The 22333-nt window shown below is 59.5% G+C and carries 15 protein-coding genes; 10 read left to right on the forward strand and 5 right to left on the reverse strand.

Translation table 11 applies throughout. The features are described 5' to 3' along the window. Positions 1 to 144 precede the first annotated feature (144 nt). From ACNKU7_RS00925 to epmB, 4 genes are all read right to left on the reverse strand, one after another. Positions 145 to 2145: a M1 family metallopeptidase gene (locus tag ACNKU7_RS00925; protein WP_418295071.1), complete on the reverse strand. Its 2001-nt coding sequence runs from the start codon at positions 2143 to 2145 to the stop codon at positions 145 to 147. Between the two features lie 196 nt (positions 2146 to 2341). After that, the gene (locus ACNKU7_RS00930) at positions 2342 to 4426 is read right to left on the reverse strand and encodes an EAL domain-containing response regulator (protein ID WP_418295072.1); all 2085 of its coding nucleotides are present in this window, start codon (positions 4424 to 4426) and stop codon (positions 2342 to 2344) included. 217 nt (positions 4427 to 4643) lie between these two features. Next, positions 4644 to 6422, reverse strand: a complete 1779-nt coding sequence (locus tag ACNKU7_RS00935; protein ID WP_418295073.1) for a hypothetical protein — start codon at positions 6420 to 6422, stop codon at positions 4644 to 4646. Between the two features lie 167 nt (positions 6423 to 6589). Further along, positions 6590 to 7612 (reverse strand): EF-P beta-lysylation protein EpmB, encoded by a 1023-nt coding sequence (gene epmB / locus ACNKU7_RS00940; RefSeq protein ID WP_418295074.1) that lies wholly within the window; start codon positions 7610 to 7612, stop codon positions 6590 to 6592. A 297-nt stretch (positions 7613 to 7909) separates the two neighbouring features. Between epmB and ACNKU7_RS00945 the strand changes: the two genes are divergently transcribed. The 10 genes from ACNKU7_RS00945 to ACNKU7_RS00990 all read left to right on the forward strand — a co-directional run bounded on the left by ACNKU7_RS00945 (position 7910) and on the right by ACNKU7_RS00990 (position 21424). Next, a complete protein-coding gene (locus tag ACNKU7_RS00945) occupies positions 7910 to 9223 on the forward strand; it encodes a 3-dehydroquinate synthase II domain-containing protein (protein ID WP_418295075.1) in 1314 nt (437 codons plus the stop codon). A gap of 69 nt (positions 9224 to 9292) precedes the next feature. Then, positions 9293 to 10387 carry an SDR family oxidoreductase gene (locus tag ACNKU7_RS00950; RefSeq protein WP_418295076.1) on the forward strand — a complete coding sequence of 365 codons (1095 nt, stop codon included), beginning with the start codon at positions 9293 to 9295 and terminating at the stop codon, positions 10385 to 10387. Between the two features lie 11 nt (positions 10388 to 10398). Next, positions 10399 to 11820, forward strand: a complete 1422-nt coding sequence (locus tag ACNKU7_RS00955) for a hypothetical protein (RefSeq protein ID WP_418295077.1) — start codon at positions 10399 to 10401, stop codon at positions 11818 to 11820. After that, the gene (locus ACNKU7_RS00960) at positions 11817 to 13607 is read left to right on the forward strand and encodes a class I adenylate-forming enzyme family protein (RefSeq protein ID WP_418295078.1); all 1791 of its coding nucleotides are present in this window, start codon (positions 11817 to 11819) and stop codon (positions 13605 to 13607) included. The genes ACNKU7_RS00955 and ACNKU7_RS00960 overlap by 4 nt, the downstream gene beginning before the upstream one ends. Continuing rightward, entirely contained in the window at positions 13577 to 14827 is a 1251-nt protein-coding gene (locus ACNKU7_RS00965; RefSeq protein ID WP_418295079.1) for a hypothetical protein, read from the forward strand. The genes ACNKU7_RS00960 and ACNKU7_RS00965 overlap by 31 nt, the downstream gene beginning before the upstream one ends. A 43-nt stretch (positions 14828 to 14870) precedes the next feature. After that, positions 14871 to 15611 (forward strand): ABC transporter ATP-binding protein, encoded by a 741-nt coding sequence (locus tag ACNKU7_RS00970; protein WP_418295080.1) that lies wholly within the window; start codon positions 14871 to 14873, stop codon positions 15609 to 15611. Next, the gene (locus ACNKU7_RS00975) at positions 15611 to 17629 is read left to right on the forward strand and encodes an outer membrane lipoprotein-sorting protein (protein WP_418295081.1); all 2019 of its coding nucleotides are present in this window, start codon (positions 15611 to 15613) and stop codon (positions 17627 to 17629) included. Before ACNKU7_RS00970 ends, ACNKU7_RS00975 begins: the two co-directional genes overlap by 1 nt. 8 nt (positions 17630 to 17637) lie before the next feature. Next, on the forward strand, positions 17638 to 18960 hold the full coding sequence (locus ACNKU7_RS00980; protein ID WP_418295082.1) for an ABC transporter permease: 1323 nt from the start codon (positions 17638 to 17640) through the stop codon (positions 18958 to 18960). 33 nt (positions 18961 to 18993) lie between these two features. Further along, the gene (locus tag ACNKU7_RS00985; protein ID WP_418295083.1) at positions 18994 to 19809 is read left to right on the forward strand and encodes a class I fructose-bisphosphate aldolase; all 816 of its coding nucleotides are present in this window, start codon (positions 18994 to 18996) and stop codon (positions 19807 to 19809) included. A gap of 73 nt (positions 19810 to 19882) precedes the next feature. After that, positions 19883 to 21424 (forward strand): AMP-binding protein, encoded by a 1542-nt coding sequence (locus ACNKU7_RS00990; protein ID WP_418295084.1) that lies wholly within the window; start codon positions 19883 to 19885, stop codon positions 21422 to 21424. A gap of 53 nt (positions 21425 to 21477) precedes the next feature. Here ACNKU7_RS00990 and ACNKU7_RS00995 read toward each other — a convergent pair whose 3' ends face one another. Continuing rightward, positions 21478 to 22194, reverse strand: coding sequence for an autoinducer binding domain-containing protein (locus ACNKU7_RS00995; RefSeq protein WP_418295085.1), 717 nt, complete (start codon positions 22192 to 22194; stop codon positions 21478 to 21480). Positions 22195 to 22333 lie beyond the last annotated feature (139 nt).

The raw sequence follows: 22333 nt of genomic DNA on the forward strand, positions 1-22333 counted from the left end.
GCATGGGCAGCAGACTGAGCAGCAACATCCGGGCCAGCTTGTGGGCGTGCTGCCTGAAGATACGGGGAGGGGGTGTGATTGGATTCGCCGGCCGCACCCGCCGTAACGGGCGCGACCGGGACTATACCGGCAGGTTAGCGCCGCTTATTCGCTGTCGTCACCGTAGATGATTTTGCTGTTGACCTTGACGGTCAGCGGGTGGTAACCCGGCTTGGCTTTCTCGAAGATGCGCTTGGCTTCGTCGGTCTTGCCGTGCTCCACCATATTGCGATACAGCGGACGCAGGAACTTATTGCGGCCTATGCTGACCAGGAAATCCTCCAGCCGTGCGTTGGCCGGCTGGTAATCATTGCGCACGGCAATCATCAGCCAGCTGAAAGCGATTTCATTGTTCTTGGACTGGGTCAGGTCAAATGCTTCATCCAGTGCCTTCAGCTGGTCTTCGCTCAGTTTCTCCGGCATGCCGTCGAGGAAGTACTTCCACTGGTGGAAGGTCCAGCCTTTGGTGTCGATGTCACTCGCCTTGATTTCGCCGTTCAGCCACTGCTCGCGGATCGGATCCAGCTTGGTGAACGCATCGGACTGCGGGTGCGGTGCGCCTTCCGGGATGCCCGGCTCGAAAATCCATTGTTGGATACGCGCGCGATCCAACTGCTCCGGGTACTGCTTGAGCAGGGTCTGATCCAGGTACTTCACGAAGTCTTCCGTGGTGATGCTCTGGAACGCAAAGTGATTGAAGTACTCCAGCAGGAATTTGTCGAAATTCTCGCGGCCGACTTTCTGTTCCAGCTCGTACAGGAACAGTGAACCTTTCTCGTACGGAATGTTCGAGAACACTTCATCGGGATCGCGGCCGCGCAGGTCGATGGCCATGATCTCGTCTTTGTCTTCGCGATCGTCCAGATCCGCTTTCAGGTCGTCGTAACCCAGCGCCATCTCCATCTTGTAGCGATCGTCGCCGTACACAAACTGCATGATGCGGTTGGTGAGGTAGGTGGTGAAGCCCTCATTCAGCCACAGGTCGCGCCAGCTGGCGTTGGTGATCAGGTTGCCGGACCAGGAGTGGGCCAACTCGTGGGCGATCAGCGCCACCAGGCTCTTGTCGCCGGCAATTACGGTGGGGGTGATGAACGACAGGCGCGGGTTTTCCATGCCGCCGAAGGGGAAGCTCGGGGGCAGGATCAGCAGGTCGTAGCGATCCCAGCGGTAGGGGCCGAAGTTCTGCTCGGTGGCCTCCAGCATGGATTCGGTGTCTTCGAACTCCTTCGCCGCCGCTTCCAGCAGTTCCGGCTCGGCGTACACACCAGTGCGCTCGCCCATGGGCTTGAATTCGAGATTGCCGATGCCGATCGCAATCAGGTAGGAAGGAATGGCCTGGGGCATTTCGAACTCGAACACGCCGTCCATTTCCGCATCCGGATCATTGTTGGCGCTCATGACTGCGCGCAGATCCTTCGGCGTGCGGATGGTGGCCTTGTAGGTCACGCGCACTTTTGGGGAATCCTGCAGTGGGATGAAGCTGCGGGCGTGGATGGCCTGGGCCTGGGTGAACAGAAACGGGTGCTTTTTGCCGGCGGTTTGCTGCGGTTCCAGCCACTGTACACCGGAGGCGCCCGGGGAGGTCTGGTATTCGATGGCGACCTTGTTGGCGCCCTTCGGCAGGGTGATTTTCAGCGGGGTGCCCAGGTGCGGATCCTGCTTGCCCAGGCTGAACTTGACCGGTTTCAGGTCGCTGCCAATACCCGCGCGTACGGCCTTGATATCCAGTTCGCGGGTATCGAGGATCAGCGGCTTGTTTTTACTGTTCAGCGCCTTGATGTCCAGGATGGCCTGGCCAGAGAGCACCTTGTTGTCGAAGTCGGCGGTGAGGTCGAAATCGACATGCTTGACCACGTAATCATTGCTGTTGGCAAAGGAGTGGTAGTCGACACCGGACTCGGGCGCAGCCTTGTCTGCCATAGGCGCCTCTTTCTCGAGGTTCTCCGGCTTGTACTCGGTGGCGCTCTCTGGGATCTGCTCGGCGCTCGGCTTTTCCGCCGGGGCTTCGCTTTTGCTGCAGCCGGCGGTAACGGCGGCGAGGGAGCAGGCCAGCAGGCCGGCGCCGATCAGGCGGCCGAATCTGGCGTTGAACAATTGGGGCGACATGCGATGGCTCCGTGATTGTTGTTGTGCTTGAAGTGAAGGAAGCGGATAAATTCTTCGCGGCACAGAATACCGAATTGCGGTAGCAACTTGGAAATTCGGTGCAGAAAATTATCGCTCTGGCGTAAAACAGTCTGTTTTTTATGCGGGCGGGATAGGCTGCGGCAGCGGCGGACTGGCCGCCACTGCCGGATTGTGGTCAATCCAGGCTGAAATCGAAATTCATCTCGTCCGCCGGGGGCTGCACATAGTAGCCCTGGATGTAGTCGGTGCCGGTCTGCCACAGGGTGGGCAGCATGCTGGCCTGCTCAACATGCGGAACGATCACCTGAGTGTTGATGGACTTCAGCTGGCCGACCAGCTTCACCAAATTCTCGCTGTCTTCGCCCTCGTCCTGGACTTCGCGCACGAAGGAGGCATCAATCTTGGCGATGTCGACGCTGACGTGTTCCAGTGACTTGAATGGGCTCAGGCCAGTGCCGAAGTGGCAGATGGCCACGCGGCAGCCCATGTCCTGAACCAGTTTGGTGAAGTCGCGGGCGGCGTGCAGGTTGCTGTTGATATCCTCGGCGCGCAGCTGGAAGGTCACCGCTTTGGGCGGCACTTTTGCTGCTTTGAACGCGACGCCGAGCCAGGCGGGCAGGCTGGTGTCCTTGAGGGAGGCGGCGGTCAGGTGCAGCAGTAGCGAGACTTCTTCGCCTTTGGCGCGATGCGCCGCGGCGGCCTTGATCGCGCTGAGGATGACCCAGCGATCCATTTTGGTGGACAGCCCTGCATCGCCAAGGGCTTCGAGGAAGGCGATGGGGGCCAGCTGCTCCTTGCCGTCCACAAGGCGCACCAGCACTTCGTAAATCTTTTCGCCACTGCCCTGCAGGCTGAGAATCGGCTGGTAAAGCAGCTTGAGGTTGCCGGCTTCCAGAGCCTGGACGACACGGGCGCGGTGATAGGTATCGGCGTCGCCAGTGGCTTCGCTGTCGGGCTCGAACAGGGCAAAGCCGTTGCTGGTGTGTTTGGCGAGGGCCTGCTCGTGGGCCTTGCGCGCCTGCTCAAGTACCTTGTCCGCATTGCCGGAGGTTTCGCTCATCAGCGAGATGCCGATGGAAGCGGTGATATGCAGGGTCTTGTCGGCGGCTTCGAAAATGGTGTCGGCGATTTTCTGCAGCAGCTCTTTGGCGCGCATTTCCGCACTGTCCGGCGTGGTTTCCGGCATCAGCAGGCTGTAGCTCGATTCCCCATAGCGGGCGATGACGTCGCCGCGGCGCACGCAGCCCTGCAGCAGCTGGGCGAGCTTGCGGTGCATGTCGTCGGTACCGGCTACGCCCAGGATCTGCTGTACAGACTCTTCGTAGCGGTCGATCTCGATATGCATCAGGCCGCCAGTACGCTGGGAGCCAGCGGCGGACTGAATCGCGGTGTCGAGCAGTTGTACAAAGCGCTGGCGGTTGTACAGGCCGGTGGCCGCATCGCGGTGCTTGGCTTCGCTGAGCTTGGCTTCCAGTTCTTCAGTATTGCCCGTGCTGGCGGCGATACGCACCTGCAGGCAGCGCTCTTCGTCGTAGATGGTGGTGAGTACTTCGGCCTTGATGGGCAGCGGCGTGCCTTTGGCGGTTTTCGCCGTGAACTGCCACTCTTGGGCTTCCACTTCGTTGTTGTTGATCGCGCACTGGCGCAGGAATTCCCGCGCGTCTGGCTGCTCGCCCTCGGCGATCATGTCGATCAGCGGCTGATATTCCACATCGTCGCGGTCTTCGTAGCCGAAACGCTCGGCGAAGGAGCTGTTGGCGTACACCAGCAGCCCGTCAGAAACGTAGGCGATGGCGTCTTTGGAGCTGTCGAGCAATTCCTTGGTGCGTTTCAGGGTCGCGTGGTAGCGGCGATCGTGGATCCGGGCCTGGCGGCGCTCTTCGAGGGCGACCAGTTCGCGCTGTATCACCAGCAGCAGGTGCTGGTCGTCGTCCACGGTAATCACATCCCTGGCGCCGGCCTTGAGCCCTTCAACGACTGCTTGTGAACCGGTGCGTTCGCTGATCAGGATGGTCGGGACATCTTTCTGCAGCTTGTTGATGGTGCGGATCGCCGTGGTCGGGTCCAGTTGCTGGCTCTGTTCGGTGGCAATCAGAAGATCCCAGGCGTGTTCCTGCAGGAGCTTGGTCAGGGCGGCTTCACTGGTGACATGCTGGGCGCGATTGGAGCGCCCCGCATTGTGCAGCATGCTCACCAGTCGCTGGGCTTCGGCGGGGGAGTCATTAATCAGAAGAAGTCGAATGGTGTTGTCGCTGCTCATTTTTTTCCCGTTGTACTGCTTTGCGGCGGTTTTTTTTGACTTTCTTCAACCCTTGCGCCCAATGGCCCTGAAGACAGGCACTACCGTACCAGTCATGCAGGGGGCGCAGGAGGATAGCCACATGGCCAGTAGTTTAGGCCGCGCGCGCGGTGGGGAACAAGTGCATAGTCGGCAAAGCGGGCTTATCGAGTCCATTGCCACTGTACAGCGCGCGGGATCAGGAAAAATCGAAGATGGCAAAACTGCCGGTACCCAGTGTCCGCTGATGCAGCGTCACGCAGCGGGCTTGCCCGGCGGCTACCACATCGACGCTATCACCGGGCTGGAACAGTGGGGTGGGCAAAATCAGCTCCGGTGCGCGGCCGCAGTCACCGGTGAGGAGGGCGGCGATGGGATCCGTGCGCCGTCCATCCCGGGTGTGGCGGTGGACGCGAACCGCACTGGTATGACCGCCGAGCAGCTCAACCCCGGCGCGGCACTGATCCGGGAGCGCATACTGCCAGCGCACCACAGCCACTTCCCAGCGGCCACTCATAGCGATGCCGATCAGGTCGCCACTGCGGAGTTTGCCGTGCACCCCTGGGGGTAAGCGCAGGCCCGCGCCGTTGGGACTGGTATTGAGCAGGGTGCACGGAATACTCCGGTAGCGTCCCTGGTCGCGGTGCTCGTGATCCCGTCGCGTGGTGGGGGCGCTGGGCAGGGCTACTTCATATTCTGCGAGCGAATCTCCGGTGCGGAAATCCACCGCGCCAACGTCCATGACCAGTCGCTGAGTCTCCCGGGCGGGCGAGCCAAACGTCGCCCCGACTTCCGGCGGTGCCGCGGCGCTGCGGTTCAGGTGGTGGCAAATGGCGGTAATACCGATGACGACTTCACAGCGGACATTCACCGGGGTTCGGCGGCCGTCGCGGCTGAGGTCCCCACCCCACAGGTTGTGCACCCTTTGCAGCACATCGAGCGCAATGTCGGCCGGCCGCTGCATGCGGAGCTGCAAATGTCGCAGTGGCCGGCCGAGGTCAACGGTCCAGCCCTGGGGTATTGAAAAGTGTCTGGGTTCCACCCCGGCATTCTGCAGGCGCATCGACGGGATCGGGGCCTGATCCAGTTTGATATTGGCCAGCAGGGCGCGGCTTCCGGGGCAGTGCTGATCCAGGATGGTCGCGTCCTTCGCCCATCGCCCGCACAGTCGCCACAAGTCCTGTTGTTCGGTGCTTGAGAATTGCAGGGGGTTGGTGCTGGCGAAAAGCGCGCAGTGCAGATATGGGGTGTTAAGACGTTCTATTCCAAGAACATTGGCACTTGGCTGCTTGCGCGCGAACGGGTCAAAAACCCGGTGCCGGCTCAGTCCCCGTTCACGTGCCAGCTTCAATAGCAGTTGCAGTCGAATCCAGGTGTGCTTGGGGGTGGCGAGATGGAACTGGCTACTGATGTAAATCAGGCGCCGCAGGCTGTCACTGGCGCGGTGCAGGGCCAGGCGCAGGTGCCGCCGGGCAAACGGGGTATCGCGATCATTGGCCAGCTCTGCGCACACGCTGGAGAATGCCTGAGCGAGGTGCTGATGCAGGATACAGGCAATTTGCACCGAGCGGTGGGCCTCCCGGGTCTGGGCGCCGCCGTATTGGGGGAGCTGGGCCAGCCCGAGGCTTTGGCCAAGCTCGATCACCGCGGGCCGCAAAACTTCCAGGCAAGCGAGCCGCTGGCTGGCTTTGGCCTGCCAGCGGGCGATCTCGCTCAACAGGCTGCGCAGGGTTGCTGCGCGACGCTGTGCCGCTTCATCACCAATGTTCTGGGGAAGGGCGTGCCGAAGCCAGCGTTGCAGCTGGCGGTGGTTGCGGCAGCCACAGGACAGCCGGGGTAAATCGCGCTTTGCGGTGGTGAGTTTGTCGCCGGGGTTGCCGGCCCTTCGATGGTCTCGGGGTTCTGGCCGACTGATGTCGCGGCGTCCGGCTCGGGCATCCCGCCCGATCTCCGGTTCGGCTATTTGTGCATCCTGCATGGTAATGACCGGTTTTTATCTTTCCGGAGTATACGAGGCGCATCAGCCTAAACAATTCATTGGGGTGGATTCACGCGACAGAAATGTGAGGTTACGCCAGATGAATTGAGTGCTGATATGCAATAAAGGCGCTCAATTTTCCTCGGGCCAGCTCGGGTCAACTCGTGTCACACGGGTGTTTTGGATCTTTCGCCCGGGATTTCCCGAACCAGACGGGGTACCAGGTAGCCCGGCAGGCGCTGGCGGATGGCTTCCACAAGATCCTTTGCCCGCGCATCACTGACCTCGAAGTGAGCCGCGCCCTGCACCCGGTCTAGCTGGTGCAGGTAATAGGGTAGTACACCTGCGTCGAACAGCGCTTCCGATAGTGCCGCCAGCGCTTCTACCGAGTCGTTGACGCCCCGCAGCAACACCGACTGGTTGAGCAGGGTGACCCCGGCGCGGCGCAGCCGGGCCAGTGCCGCGCGCACGTCGCCATCGATTTCATTGGCGTGGTTGCAGTGCAATACGAGCACGGGTTTCAGCCGACTGTTGGCGAACCAGGACAGCAATTCATCGTTAATCCGCGAGGGGGCAACAATGGGCAGGCGCGTGTGAATACGCAGCTTGTCCACGTGCGCAATGGCTGCCAGCTCACCTGCGAGCCATCCCAGCTGGCGGTCGTTCAGTACCAGGGGGTCGCCACCGCTCAGGATGACTTCGCACAGGTCGTGCTGGGCGCGGATGTAATCCAGGGCTTGCTGCCACTGGCTGCGGTTCAGGTGGTTGTCGCCGTAGGGAAAGGCGCGGCGGAAGCAGTAGCGGCAATTAATTGCACACTGGCCTGCCGTAATCAGCAGCAGGCGGCCGCGGTACTTGTGAACCACGCCCGGCACAGGGTTGGCATTGGCTTCTTCCAGGGGGTCGTTGCTGAATCCCGGGGTGGCATCCAGTTCCAGCCCTGAAGGCAGTGCCTGTAATAGCAGCGGATCATTGGGGTCGCCCGCGCGGATACGCTGGAGGTAGGGACGCGGCACCCTCAGCTGGAAGAGCTTTGCTGCTGCCTGCAATTGTGGCAGCTGCCCGGCACTCAATTGCAGCAGGTCGAGTAACTCCTGCGGGTCAGTGACCAGATCAGCCATTTCCTCCTGCCAGCGGCGGCTCCCGCTATCAATCAACCGAACATGTGTCACTGGCAAATCCGCACTCATAGGCCTGTACATCAAAAGGCGCGATTGTACCAGAAATCGGTTTTGTGGCGATTTCTTGTACAGATCCCGCGTGGTAACAAATATTTTCTTCGAGGGATACCTGACAGAACTGCTAGGTGACGCTCCCGGCTGTGATCCATAGGCTTCGCACCGTTGTCGGCGACTTGTCAGTCGCATTTGGCGAAGGGTGATGGTCGGGTGCCGAGTGTACATCTGCCTCCCCTTCCCGGCATCGCCGCAGATTGCGGTTTTCCCCCCAGCCACCTGTTAACCATTCGATCAGTGAGTCAGGAAACCATGGAACAAGTTCAGAGCAAGCGCCCGGCGGTGAAAAAAACAGAACCCAAATCGAGCGCTGCGCAAGCGGCAGCCGGTAAGCGTGAACCAACCACACCTCTTGAACCGGTGCCACCGAGTAACACCGCACTTTTCCCCGCAATCACCGAAATGCCGGAGAATCGCGAACACGTACTCTGGTATGACTCCCGCGTTTTGGACAGCCTGAGCGCCGAAGAACGCAAGGCTATTGTGCAGCGCCTCGGGCAGGGCAGATACAACGGTGTGGTGCTTTATGGGGATAATTTCGAGTCCCTGGACCAGGGTGTGTCTCCGCGATTGCAGCGGGTATTGCACCTGGAAAATCGCCAGGAGTGGCAGAAGTTTGCCGAGCTGCTCGAAAGCGATGCGGGCAAAAAGCAAATCTCTGTCATCTCCAGCCAGCAGGCAGACGTACTGGCCTGTGCCCGTGAGGCGGGCTACCGCACAAGCCTCCGTATGCATGTCGACAACGCGGCAAGCCTGCATGCGTCGTTCCACCAGGGAATGCACTACGACCACCTGATGGTGTCATTCAAGGATCCCACCAATATCCCCCTCGAACTGGTTATTGCCGAACTGCACAAAACCAATACGGTGCTGCTGAAAGAAGTTCACCAGGATGTGGACGATGCGGTGATCGCTCTGGGGGTGCTTGAACTCGGCAGTGACGGCGTGCTGGCCAGCTTTACCACCATGGAACAGTTTGATCGCTTTGCCAGCAAGATGGACGCCCAGGACTCTCCGAAAATCGACATCCAGGTAGGCACCATCGACCGCATAACGCACCTGGGACTCGGTTACCGTGCCTGTATCGACACCACGCACATGTTCAATCCGGACGAGGGCATTCTTGTCGGCTCCACGTCGACCGGGGGTCTCCTCTGCTGCCCGGAAGTTTTCCATTTGCCGTACATGGAACTGCGGCCGTTTCGCATCAATGCGGCATCGGTGCACAGCTACGTGTTCCAGAGCAATGATCGCACCGCTTACATCAGCGAGCTGCGTGCAGGCAGTCAGTTGACGACGGTCAATTCCCGTGGCGAAACCAGGCAGGTTTATGTAGGGCGCACCAAAACGGAAATTCGCCCACTGCTGCTGATCGAAGCCTCTTTCCCGGAGAACCGCAAGGTCAACATCATCATGCAGGACGATTGGCATGTACGCATTTTTTCCGATCAGGCCAAACCCCTCAATGTCACCGAATTGAAACCGGGAGACCGCGTTCTTGGTTTTGGTACCGAGCCCGGACGCCATGTCGGGGTAAAGGTAGACGAACACATCATCGAACTTTGATTCCTGCCACAACCAGGCGCCGCTGTGCGCCTGGTTTATTGCCTTCAATCAAAAAAGAGGAGTGTGGAAGTGCACCAGGTACTGATTACCGGCGCTACAGGTTTTGTTGGCAGCGCACTTGCGGCCAGCTTTCTCGCCCGCGGTGCAGGCGTCACGGCGATATCACGCAATGACCCGGATGGCGTTCGCACCTTGAATGCCATTTTGAGTGCAGCACATGGGTTTGAACTGGACATCAGCGGGGCAGTAAAAAAACACCTGCGCGTTATTGATATCGATTTCGCCACGCTTGAAAGCACCTTGTCTGACGAGGTGCTGGAAAATATTACGGAAGTTTGGCATGTGGCGGCGGAAATGAGCTATTCCGCGCACAAGCTTGCCCAGTCTTTCGAGACCAATGTGGGAACGACCGCCCGGCTCTACCAGGCTGTCGCACAGCGCGCTTGCGGGTGCCGCCGCTTCTATTATGTTTCCACTGCGTATGTGGCCGGGCTCGCCGGAGGGCCGGTACGCGAGCAGCTGCATGCGCAGAGTCAAATGGTCAACACTTACCAGGTGACCAAATGGAGCGCGGAACAATCGCTGCGCTTGCTGCATGAGCGGCACAAACTGCCGGTATCGATTTTCCGCCCCACCGTCGTTGTCGGTCACAGTCACACCGGCTGGACGCTGCGAAATGGTTTCGGTTTCTACATGTTCCAGGATGCGGTGCTGGCCGTTGCCCGTGCCGGGCACAAGGAGCTGGCCCTTGACCTGCTGCCCAGGATTCGTCCCGATCTGGTTCCCATTGATCAGCTTGCGAACGATGCCTGTTCACTGACACTGCGCAACGACGTCGGAACAGAATTCGAAGTATTTCATAGTGCTGGTGGCATCGGTGTGGCGATAGACGAGCTGGTGAAGGTTTGGGGTGAAGTGGCGCGGGTGAAAACCCGGCTGGGAAAACCCACCACGTCACTGGAACAGAAGTTTGATCGCGCCATCGGGCCCAACCGTCCGTTCGCCATGACCGAATGGCAGTTTGATCGATCCAGCCTGGATGCTGCGATCGATCGCCATTCGCCGGTGCGTCCGCTGTCCCGTGAGCAGATACGCAACCTGTGTCAGTGGTATGCCGGTGATGTCGCACTCGAGCATGCCCGCCATGCTGTTGAGGCCGGTTGAGGTATCCGGTTGTGACTACGCTAGCAACAGCTGAAGTCGATGTTTCACGTCAGGGGGCGTTTCCTCCCGTGGACGCTCTGGCGGAAGTGTTTGAGCATCTGGCGGAAATGGCCAATGTCAACACAAACCAGATCATCGTCGTAAGTGGCCGTCTGGATCCCGAGATTCTGCAGCAGAGCGTTTCCCGCGCGGCCGCGCAGATTCCATTGCTGCATACACACCCGGTTGGCGGCCGCCTTCAGCCGAGGGATACGGCAGCACACAACTGGGTTGTGCATCGGGAATATGCGGGGGCCTGTGATTTTTCCGATTCTGATTTCCGTCACCTGCTGATGGACTTCAGCGATCAAAACCGCCTCTCATGGCGGCAGCGCCCGCCTCTGCAGGTGTTGTTGATAACCGCTGCGGACGGCACCAATTCCTGCGTTTACCTGAGCAGTCACCATGGGGTTGCCGATGCGCGAAGCGATTGTCTGCTACTGCGTTCAATCATCGATCATTACGCGTATCTGAGCGGAGTACCGGGGGTTACGCCTCCAGCCAGCGAGCTGCCATTTTCCCCTTTGCCGCGAATCCGCCCCCAGTGGTATCGGCCGCTGGCGCGAGCATTGCGCTTGCTGCGGGCGGGCTTCAGCGTTGTTGCGGATCTGGTGCGCAGCGACGGTGGCTTAGCGGTCGACTATGCCGGCCAGCGGTGGGAGCCAGGTACCGGGCACAATGCGATCGCGCAGCTCGATTTCTTTCAAAGCCTGATGCCGCTGGAACTGGAATCCCGCGTGGCGCGGACTGCGCGCACCGCTGGTGTTACGGTCAATACGGTGTTGTGTGCGGCGCTGGCGCAAATGATGGATCGCACTGCTGGCAGTGTGGCGAATGGTCATCTGCGGATTACCTGTGCGGTCAGCTTACGCCGCCTTATTGAGCGGGATTACGATCGCAGCTTCCGCAACTACCTGATCCCCAGCAATATCCGCCTGCACCGGGGCCAGGACTCCTTATCACTGGTGCGCAGTGTGCACCGGGCAATTGGCCATGCGCGCAGTGACCAGCAGGTTGGCACCGAGCTCGGTCGCCTTGAAGCTTTGCTGCCTCTGCTGCGCCTGCGCCGCTTGCGCGGGCTGACGCGAACGATGCTGAACCGATGCCAGGGAACCAATGCCTGCTATTCGAACCCGGGGCGCATCGAGGAGAACTTTTCCGAGTTCGGATCCCTTGAACACGCCACCCAGAGCTATGTGGGTTTTGGCTGTCTGGTGCCGCCGTACGATTTCATTCTCTACACCCCTACGGTTAATGGGCGTATGCAACTTGACCTGGTATATCGCCGCGCCGTGTTCAGCGATATCAAACAGCAGTTCGTCGCACCTTATCTCGAAACGTTACAGCAACTGCTGGACGACATGGATTCCTGTTCGGAGTTAAAACAGAAATGACTGATTTATTACTGGCCGCATTCCTTGTCGTTCTGGGATATCTGTTTTTTATCTTTGTACGCCTGGGATTTATCGGTCGCCTTGCCTTGCTGGCGCGGTGGGATGACCGGGTTGACTCCGTGCTTGAGTATGCCGCGCATCGTCACGGCGACCGCAAACTGGTGGAACTGGCGCAGCCCCTGAGTTGGAGTGACAAGAAGCAGTGGAGCGCCATGGACATTCTCGCTGTGGCCAATCGGATATCGGCGTGCCTCCATCACCTGGGCGTCAATGAGGGTGACCGGGTTGCTATCTATAAATCCAATCAGTTTGACTACTTTATATTTTCGGTAGCGGCGCTGCGTATAGGTGCCATCGCGGTGCCAATCAATGTCAATGTGGCCGCGGATATTGCGGCAGGTTACATGGAACGCGTGGGTGTAAAGTTGCTCATGAGCGATGCCGGAGGATGGGAGAAACTTGCCAATCTTGGAAAAGAGTTTCCCTTTGCATCTCTGAGGCAAATGGTCGTGGTTGACCAGTTAGAGCACTGCGAGCAGGCGCCCGTTTGGCAACACGCCCTGGCCGACCTGCTGGCTGCTGATCTATCTCCGGCACCGATGCGCAGACGCGGCGCGGCGGATCCGCTGTATATCGTGCATACGTCCGGTACTACCGGCGTTCCCAAAGGCGTTATTCTCAAGCAGGAAGGTATCGCGCAGTCGCTGCGTTCGATTGTGCTATTCAATCCGGTTTCTCCCCGTGATCTCGCCTGTTTTGCCTTGCCACTAAACCATCAGGTGTCCCACCTCTATCTGCACGGTGTTTTACTGATGGGGGTTCCGTGTGTTCTCGATGGCGAGATGACCGCCGATGGCCTGATGCAATTGCTGCGGCGGCGCAAACCCAGCATCTTCTTCGGGTTCCCGATTACTTATACCCGCCTGATCGAAGCAGGCGTCACCGATCTGGATCTGGAGTGCCTGCGAATCTGGGGCACGACCGCCGACGCCAGCCACGAAGTTCATCAGCGCGCGCTTTTGCCCCATGGCTCATTCTTCAAACGTATAGGTCTTCCGTTTCGCGGCTCGCTTTTTGTTGATGGATTGGGTTCCAGTGAGGTTGGTATTGCCGCGCTACTGCGAATCACCACGCCGTGGACGAAAAAATTCGGTCGCCGCGTTGGTCGCCGCACCCCGCTGGGGCCGCAAATAAAAATTGCTGATGCCATGGGTAACCCCGTAGCGCAAGGCGAGGTGGGGCGCTTGATGATTCGCGGCAAGAGTATGTTCGGCGGGTACTGGAATGCCCACGATGTGTTCTATTCCGCAACGCGTGATGGTTGGTGGTTTACCGGTGACATGGTGCGACTCGGTGATGATGGCGAGGTCGTGCACCTCGATCGTGAAGTCGATGTGATGCACACCGCCCGAGGCGTAGTTTACACGCTGCCGATTGAAGAAATCGTGCTGAAACATCCCGCGGTACTCGACACCTGTGTTTTTGGCGTGTGCCCCGAAAAAGGCGCACAGGAGGTGCCCGCAGCGGTAGTGGCACTGCGCAGCGAAGCGCAGACCACAGATCCCCAGGCCCTGCACAACGAACTGAATCAGCTGCTTTCCCAATCCCAGCATTTGGCGCATTTGTGGGTTATCGACTGGCAGGCCTTTCCGATCGGCGCGACCGGAAAAACCCTGAAAAGACAGCTGCGTGAACGTTACAGCGACCTGCTGCAAGCCGCCCAACAGATTCCTTCCCGCGACCGTGAGTACACACCATGCGACGTCAGCGAACTGCATTCCTCCTGATCATCGCATGGTCGTGCGGTGTTGCTGTATCGCCCGCGTCGGCCGATACGAACTGGGCGTTTGCGGCAGATCCAGGAACCCGCTGGGCCAGCGAAAGCGAGTGGACCCTGCAGTTGCTACATGAGCGTGAAGAATTGTTTGCGCCGCTGGGTGGCGACTCCGCCCAGCGCAGCGCCGCCGAATTGAGGCTGGACTTCCAATTGCGCTGCAATGCGGTTCCCTGCGAGGGAACCCGCTTGATTCTCAAACCGCGCCTGGTGGCAGACAGGCATGACCGGCCGGCTGCGCTTCCGGATCCGAAGCCGGACTGGCTGGCAGAAGGGTATGTCCTGCATGAATCCGGGAAAAGTGTGCGCATTGGCGCCGGCAAACGGCTGATGGGATGGGGGCCTTCGCTGCTGTACAGCCCGACCAATCGCCTGTTTCCCGACAACGGTGCGGTCACGCCGCGGCGCGATATTCCGGGTAAGCCGATGGTGTTTGGCAGTGCGAACTTTTCCTCACGCGGACGGGTCACGGCGCTAGTTGCGGACCCTCGCCTCGATGATGTGGCGGGTATCGACAGTGACGGGGGCTTTTCACTGGCGCGGGCGGAATGGAACTGGGTGGAAGGCCAGCTGACAACAGCCGGCGCCGTCACCGGTGGTGGCGGAGGGTTTCGTCCCTACGTCGGCGGCTACGTTCAGCACGGTATTGGTGATGCGTGGACGATTGGGGCGGAGGTCGCAGCCTCGCGCGGCTACGCGGACGGTGAAGCCGATGCGGCGGGACTGTTGCAGAACCGCCAGCGCTCGCGCTGGGACGGTGTTGCGAACCTGCGCTACGGCGCCACCTCTGGTGCCGAGATCGGCGTGGAGCTCATTTACAACGGATTCGCACTCAGTGACGAGGAAATACGAAACCCACTGCTTGCCGCCTACCCGTCGGCCGGGCGCGGGCCGTCGCGCAATCGTCCCTTGCACCCTTTTGTGCAGTCGCAATATCTACTGGTGCAAGGCACCTGGCCGAAACTGTTTGGCGACCGCCGTTGGGGTTTGACCACGCGGTTTTTACAGGGCCTGGATCGCAGCAGCACCAGCGCGTTTTCCGAATTGTCTTTTAGTCCCGGTGACACCAGCACCCTTTATCTGGGCGTGTCGCACAGCCGCGCTGGTCGCGAACTGGAAATGAGCCAGCCGGTAACACGCAGTATTTATTTCGCGGTGGACGCCTTTTTCTAGGCGACGGAATCGATGGTGAGAGTTAAGGAAACAAGGAGAAAAAATGAACCTGGTCGAATTCAAGTCCGTCAGTAAACGCTATCGGCTCGGCGAGCTGGAAGTGACCGCCCTGGAGCAGGTCGACTTTGCCGTAGCTAGAGGCGACTTTGTTGCCTTGACTGGTCCCAGTGGCAGCGGCAAAACCACCATGCTGAATCTGATAGGGTGCCTGGATTACCCCAGTGATGGCGAAATTCGCGTGTTGGGGCAGCCAGTTAACCAGCTGGATGATCGCTCGCTGGATAGGCTGCGCAGCCAGACCTACGGGATTATTTTCCAGAACTTCAACCTGATTCCTGTGCTCACCGCGCTGGAGAACGTTGCACTACCCCTGTATTTACACAAACTGCCAAAATCGGAAATGGATCGTCGCGCGCATCGCGCACTAGAGTCTGTGGGCTTGTCGCGTTTCACCGACTTTCTTCCGGACCAGCTTTCCGGTGGGCAGCGTCAGCGCGTCGCGGTTGCCAGGGCGTTGGTCACCGAGCCCAAACTGATTCTTGCAGACGAGCCCACAGCCAGCCTGGACAGCGCCAGTGCACTGTCACTGGTTGAGTTGATGAAGAACCTCAACCGGGAACAGCAAGTGACATTCGTTTTCTCCACGCACGACCAGCGTTTGTTGTCGCATGTTGATCGCGTAGTGGAGTTGCGTGATGGCTGCCTGATGGCGGCTGCGGATACACAGCTGCATGCGGAAGCGGACAGCACCGCAATGGCAACTGGCGAGAGTGAGGTGGCGTGATGTGGGCCCTCGCTTTTCGCAATCTCTATCGCGACCGGCGTCGCACTATTGCCACGGTCATTGCAGTAGGCGTCGGTTTGTTCGCAGTGCTGATGTTTCTCGGGTATATCCGCTTTGTAGAGAGCTCGCTGGCATCGGTGGTGATCTATCGGGATGTGAATGCCCATGTGCAGGTCTACCGCAAGGACGGCCCCGCGCAACTGGCTGCCAGCCCGGCCAAGTACTCCCTGGATCGAACGGATCAGCAAATGATTCGTGAGGTCGCTGCCAGCCTGCCGTACTTCCTGCGCGCGTCCGAGCAGCTGATGGGTGTCGGCATGGTACAGGCCGGTGGCGAGAGCGCGGTATTTTTGGCGCGTGGTGTCGACCCGGAGTTTGAGAAAGTACTGCAGGCAGAAAGTCCCCTGGCGCCAACGACAAGCCTGCCGGACGACGGTCTGCTGCTCACCACACAATTGCAGGATTTACTCCGCTACCCGGAGCGCGGTACTGAGCTGCAGTTATTCAGTGCCTCCTATGCCAATCGTATGAATGCGATTGAGGCACCACTAGCGGGTGAATTTTCCACTGGTATCGAGGCGATTGAAGACAAGGGGCTGAAGGCGCCGCTGACGCTGCTGCAATCACTCTACGACACGGACGCGGTATCGCGCGTGCTCATTCAGCTGGACGATCGCTCCCACAGTGCAGATTTTCGTCGCGAGCTGGCTGCGGCGTTGGCGAGCCGCGCACCGGATCGCTTTGAAGTGACCACTTGGGATCATCCGCAAATTGGCCAGCTCTATGCCAGCTTCATGGGATTTTTCACCATGGTGTTTGCATTCACGGGTATTGTCGTATTCACCATCGCCCTGATCACTATCCAGCACACTGTGGCCATGAATATTGCAGATCGCACCCGGGAGATCGGCATGTTGCGGGCAATGGGTTTTAGCCGCGGGCGCGTTGCCGGCGTTTTCCTGCGCGAAAGCGTGCTCACTACGTTGGCTGCGGCGCTGCTGGCAATAATTTCCGCATACATTGCGAACATCGGTTTGCGCGCTTCCGGTGTGGAAACCCAGCTGCCGCGCATCGCTGAGCCGACTGCGCTGGCACTGGAACTGCCGTTGTACTGGGCCCTCGTGGCAACGGCATGCATGGGTGCCGGTATTACCTTGGGCGCGCTGCTCAGTGCCAGAAGGCGGATTGGCGGAGATGTGCGGCCGGGTACCCGCGGGGTGCCACTTACGCGCTTGCTGGCGTCCGGCGCCTGCCTGTTATTCGCACTGGGATTATTGCCTCCAGCGCCTGCGCAGGCGCAAAGCCAAGATGTGGCCAGTGAAGGCGCGGCAGCGCCGGGCGTGGATGTACTGCGCGACTGGTTGCGCTCGGCAGATCTCGCCCGCGGAGGATGGGGCAGTTATCAGTGGAAGCTGCATATTCGTACGGAAGACCCCGCTGGCGCGACGGATACACAGTACGACATTGCGGTGCGCGACGGTCGAGCGATTGCGTTAACCACGGCACCGCGACGCTATCGCGGAGAAAAAATCCTCATCGCATCCCGCGCTATGTGGTACGCCAAGCCGGGATTGCGCAAACCCGTCAGTATCAGTCCGCAGCAGCGGCTGGTTGGCGAGGCGGCCAATGGCGATATCGCCGCGACCCAATATGCCCGGGACTACACCCCTGAATACCTGGGTACTGAAGTGATCGACGGTGTGCCGTGCGACAAGCTGAAACTCACGGCAGCGTCCGAGGGTGCCACTTACGAATCCATTATCTATTACCTGGATCAGCACACACGCCTGGGCATCAAGGCGGAGTTCCTGACCGCCAGTGGCATGACCTTCAAGCGCGCCTTCTTCGAGTACGGGAACAGGGTGCAGGTGGACGGATCAGAGCTCCCGTTTATTTCGCGCATGAAAATCGTCAATGCGAACTTTCCTGAACGCTACAGCGTGCTTGAGTACGACCAGGTCACCAGGGCGAATCCGCCTGAAAGCCTGTTTTCCGTCGACACGCTGATGACCCTGTAGGAGGCGTCATGAATATCTCTCTTTTGCTCGGTATGTCGTTGCGCAATCTTTGGCGAAATGGGCGCAAATCCCGTGGCACCTTTGCGGTGATGTGCGTATCGATCCTCGCTTTGTGCCTGCTGTCCGGTTACATGCAGGCCAATGTTGAATTGATTCGCGATGCCTTTATGCGCTGGGGAGCGCGTGGACATCTGGTGATTGAAAAGCCGGCTTCTGATCTGGCCCGACAGGTTGAGGGCGCTGGTCAAATACCGCTTACCCTGAAAACGCAGGCCCGCATCGAGGCCGTGCTCAAGGGCGATGCAGATGTTGTTACGAGTGCCCGCATACTGCGTATTTCCGGCATGGTGTCGAACGCGACGGTCAGCACGATTTTTGCCGGTATTGGCCAGGACGTGCAGGAAATTCGCCAGATCAAAGGGCCTGCCTACGAGTTTGACGTGGTCGCCGGCACACCGCTGTGGATGGAGACACGTGCGCAACCGCTGATTCTCGGCCAGGGCCTTGCGGCCATTCTCGGCTGTCAGGTTCCCGACACCGGCTTTGCACCGCTGCAACCTGGTGATACACCGGTCTCGCGTCCGCTGGACTGCCCTGAAATCCCACTTGAGCTTACCGCGGCAACGCGCGGAACCGCGCGCATCAATGTGATACAGGCACAGCCCACCGGCATTATGGATTGGGGGATCAAGGAGGTGAACGATCGCCTGGTGGTGCTGCCGATGGCCGATGCCCAGAGCCTGCTGAATACCTCGGATGTCAGCGAATATCACGTGCTGCTGCGCGAGGGCGTCAGCCTCAGCGCAGCGCGCGATCGTATCGCTGCAGCTTTGCAAGCGGAGGGCGTCGAGGGGGTCGAAGTGTTCCGCTGGTCTGATCGAGCCGCATTCTATGTGCAGGTAAAGGCGGTACTTGGTGGCTTTCTCAATTTCATCGCATTTATTGCCTGTGCGATTGGGTTCACCAGTCTGCTGAATGCCAGCTACATGAATTTTTCGCAGCGCGCGCGCGAATTCGCCACGTTGCGCAGTCTTGGCTTCCCGCGACGTTTCGTTCTCGGCCTCACTGCACTTGAGAACAGCTGGCTGGCGCTGGGCGCAGCGGCACTGGGCATCGGCGGTGCATCTCTCATTGTGCTGGCCGTACGCCGGGCTCAGATCATGTGGACGCCACCGGGTTCGAGCAATGCGGTGCCGGTCGATCTGGCGTGGGTATGGCCAACTTATATCGCGGCGGCATTAGCAGTCGTTTTGATTGCAGCCTGCGCCAGCGCCATCCCCACGCGAAAAATTCTTAGACGGCCAATCCGCGCTGTTTTATCCGATCGGTGACCCTGGCCCGAAACATGGAAAGGAGACAGTTCAATGACTGAAATGGCACGCAAGCGTCGCTGGCAGCGTTTTGTTGATCCGCAGTCCGGCAGGGCGCTGATCGTTCCGCTCGATCACGGCCTGACGATGGGACCCATCTCCGGAATAGCCCGGCCCGAAGATATTTTTTCATGGGTCAATTCAGGTGCAGTTACCGGAGTGGTTTTGCACAAGGGGCTGGCCGCACGGCTCGCTGGCGATCTCGAATGCGGCCTGGTGGTTCATCTTACCGGGTCTCTCAGTCTCGATGAAAAACCGGATTTAAAACATCTGGTAACGAGCGTCGAGGCTGCGGTTCGCCTTGGTGCCGATGCCGTTTCCGTACAAACGAATTTTTCCGCCGCGACCGCTTCGCACAATTTGCGTTTGATGGGCCAGGTGGTGGATCAGGCCCACGCCTGGGGCCTGCCGGTAATGAGCATGGTGTACGACAAGTCGCCGTCCACTGGCCAGGCGCTGCTGCGCATCCGGCACTTCATGCGCGCTGCGGTGGAACTGGGCGTGGATGCGCTGAAGGTGGCGGCGCCGACGTCCCTGGAGGCGGTGCCCGAAATGCTGGACGGGATCCAGAGCCACACACCGGTGCTGTTTGCTGGTGGGACACTGGCCGATGAGCGCGCCTTGCTCGATCTTGCGGCTGCGGTCCGGCGCTATAACGCGGGCGGTATGTGCGTGGGGCGCAATATATTTCAGCGGGCAAATCCCGCGCGGACCCTCGGGCGCTTACTGGACGTATTTCGCGGTGGCACCACCACAGAAATCGCATTTGCTTGCAGGGAGACAAGGGATGAGGTGGAAGTGGCTGTATAGCACAGCGCAATTTAATACCCGCCGGCCAGACCGGGTTCATCGTCCAATTTGCTGAACAGAGAGAAATTTTGCCGTGATCCATATTGATGCCAGATCAAATAATGTCGACCTGCTGGTTGATCGCCATGTCCGTGCCGGGCGCGGAAACCACCCTGCGTTGGTGGAGTGTAATCTGGCTGGCCGCCGCACCCTGACGTACTGTGAATTGCAGCGTGCGACTTTGGCAGCCGTGCGGGAATTGCACGTGCAATTAGCGGGTAGCCGTTTTCAAAGACACATTGCCCTTGTGGGCGGCGCCACTCTGGAGAATGTTGTGTATTGGCTTGCGGCAATGCGCGCGGGCCACCTGCCTTTTCTGGTGCACCCCGCGCTTCCTGAAGATCAGTACGCCACCTTGTGGGAAGGTTTCGATCCGGATCTGATCCTGGCTGACCGCTGCGCGGAAGCGGCCCTGGGTCAGGGTGCGGAACCGATGCTATCGGTCGAGGAACTGGTCAGTGCTGGATCGGCGTTGCCGCAACCCGCAGAAGTGAGCGCGTTGTCTGCCAGTCTGGATTTACGCCCGGCACTGGTGCTTGCGACTTCAGGCTCCACGGGCAATCCAAAGCTGTGTGTGCACAGCCACCGGGCCTTTTGGGAATTTGAGCGCACAGTGACACGCCCCATGTGGGGCATTCGGCCAGATGATCGCGTACTGGCGAGCAGTGGTCCGTATTTCTCCTTCGGCCTGCAGGGATTGCATGTACCCCTGAGTCAGGGCGCCACTGCAGTGATGCTGCCGCAGTGGCAGCAGCACACGGATTTCCTCGATGTTATCGAGGCGGAGGCAGTAAGCGTTTTCCTCGCCGTTCCAACCTTATATCACTTGCTCATGGCCCGCGCGCAGCGGAATTACCACCTGGACAGCCTGCGCCTTTCCATGTCTGCGGGTGAGCGATTGCCGCCGGTTATTCGCCAGCGCTGGGAAGCGTGGAGTGGCTCGCAGATGCTGAACTCGATCGGCACCACGGAAACCTTTGCACCTTACCTGTCGGAATGTTCGCAGGGCGCGCGTGCACTGCAGCGTGTGGCGGGTTTTCACTATACCGAAACCAGGCACGGGCATGACGGCTCGCTATCCCTTGCTCTCAGCAATGGCTGCCTGATGTTGGGGTACCTGAATGCGGATACCGATTGCCTGCGCGAGCCTGTGCCGGTCGAGTTTGATACGGGCGACCTGTTTCTGCGAGAAGAGGCCGGCTACCAATTTGTATCCCGCATCAGTGAGCGCATCAAAGTGGCGGGCCACTGGGTAAGCCCGCAGGAGCTGGAGGAATTTCTGCTCGCGGACAAGCGAGTCGAAAAAGCGGCGGCATTGCCCGTGGAAACACCGGACGGTTTGACGCGGTTGCGAGCGTATGTGGTGGCAAAAAGTCATGGCTACACGGCGACAGCATTGATCGATGACCTGATGAAACGCATCCGCGACGAGTTGCATCCGCGGGCCTTGCGACCTGACCGCATCGAGTTGGTCGAGGACATTGCCACTACGCCCAGTGGCAAACTCAAGCGACAGGAATTGCGCGGCCTGGTCGAGCGCCCGGCGGCGAAGGCCGGGGCGATGTTAACCAGCTGACATTGACTGTCTTGAACCCGCCCATGGCGTTGCTTGCCGTGGGCGGGGTGGGATCAGGGATGGATCAGCCTCAGGGAAAGTGCCCGCGCAACAGCCTGTCGCCGATTAGAGACGCCCAGCTTATGGATGATATTCCTGACGTGAAAATTCACAGTGGCTTCCGAACAACTGAGGATGCGCGAAATTTCCCACGAGGATTTTCCCGCTGCCGCCCAGTGCAGGCATTCGCCCTCGCGCCGGGTCAGCTTCACGGCGCACTCAAACGCGGACTCCTCGATGCGGCAGATGGCTTCATACGCATACGACGTCATCAAGTGAATCGTCGGCAAAGTTTCGGTCAACCAGGATTCCAGGCGCTCATCAAAACCCGCCCCGTTAGCTACCGTGATCATCATAGCGCGGTTGTGCACGGCGCTGTGAAGTGCGGTGGCGACTCCGGAAGCGATACCGTGCGACACCGACTCTTCATACAGCTGGCTGGCCTGTCCGGGAAAGTGGGCCCTGTGCCAAATGAGCGGTACCAGCGACTGCCGGCAGTGACCAACCACGGGGTCGAGCTTCTCCCAGCCCTGATGTTTATAGCGCTCTACGCAGGAGCGCGGATAGTTGGTGTGCACCCGATAGCGGGGATCTCCGGATCCCGCTTTTCCCTCGACACCGATAAGAAAAAAGTCAAACCCTATGGCGTTGACTGCTTGCTCGATATGCGTTTTGACCTGCTCGATGGTCTTCGCTGCCAACAAATCAGGCAATGCCCGAACCACTTCCATTTGCGGGCTCAAGTCGTTTCACCTCCATTAAATCCGAATTTGTTGAAGTATGCCGCTGCGGTTAGCCATAGATAGGAAAATTTTATCTCAATTTCATGACAGTCAGGGGGGGTAATCGGTACCTCCGGGCAAAACTGAG

The sequence above is a fragment of the Microbulbifer weihaiensis genome (assembly GCF_048323715.1).
Classification (GTDB): Bacteria; Pseudomonadota; Gammaproteobacteria; order Pseudomonadales; family Cellvibrionaceae; genus Microbulbifer.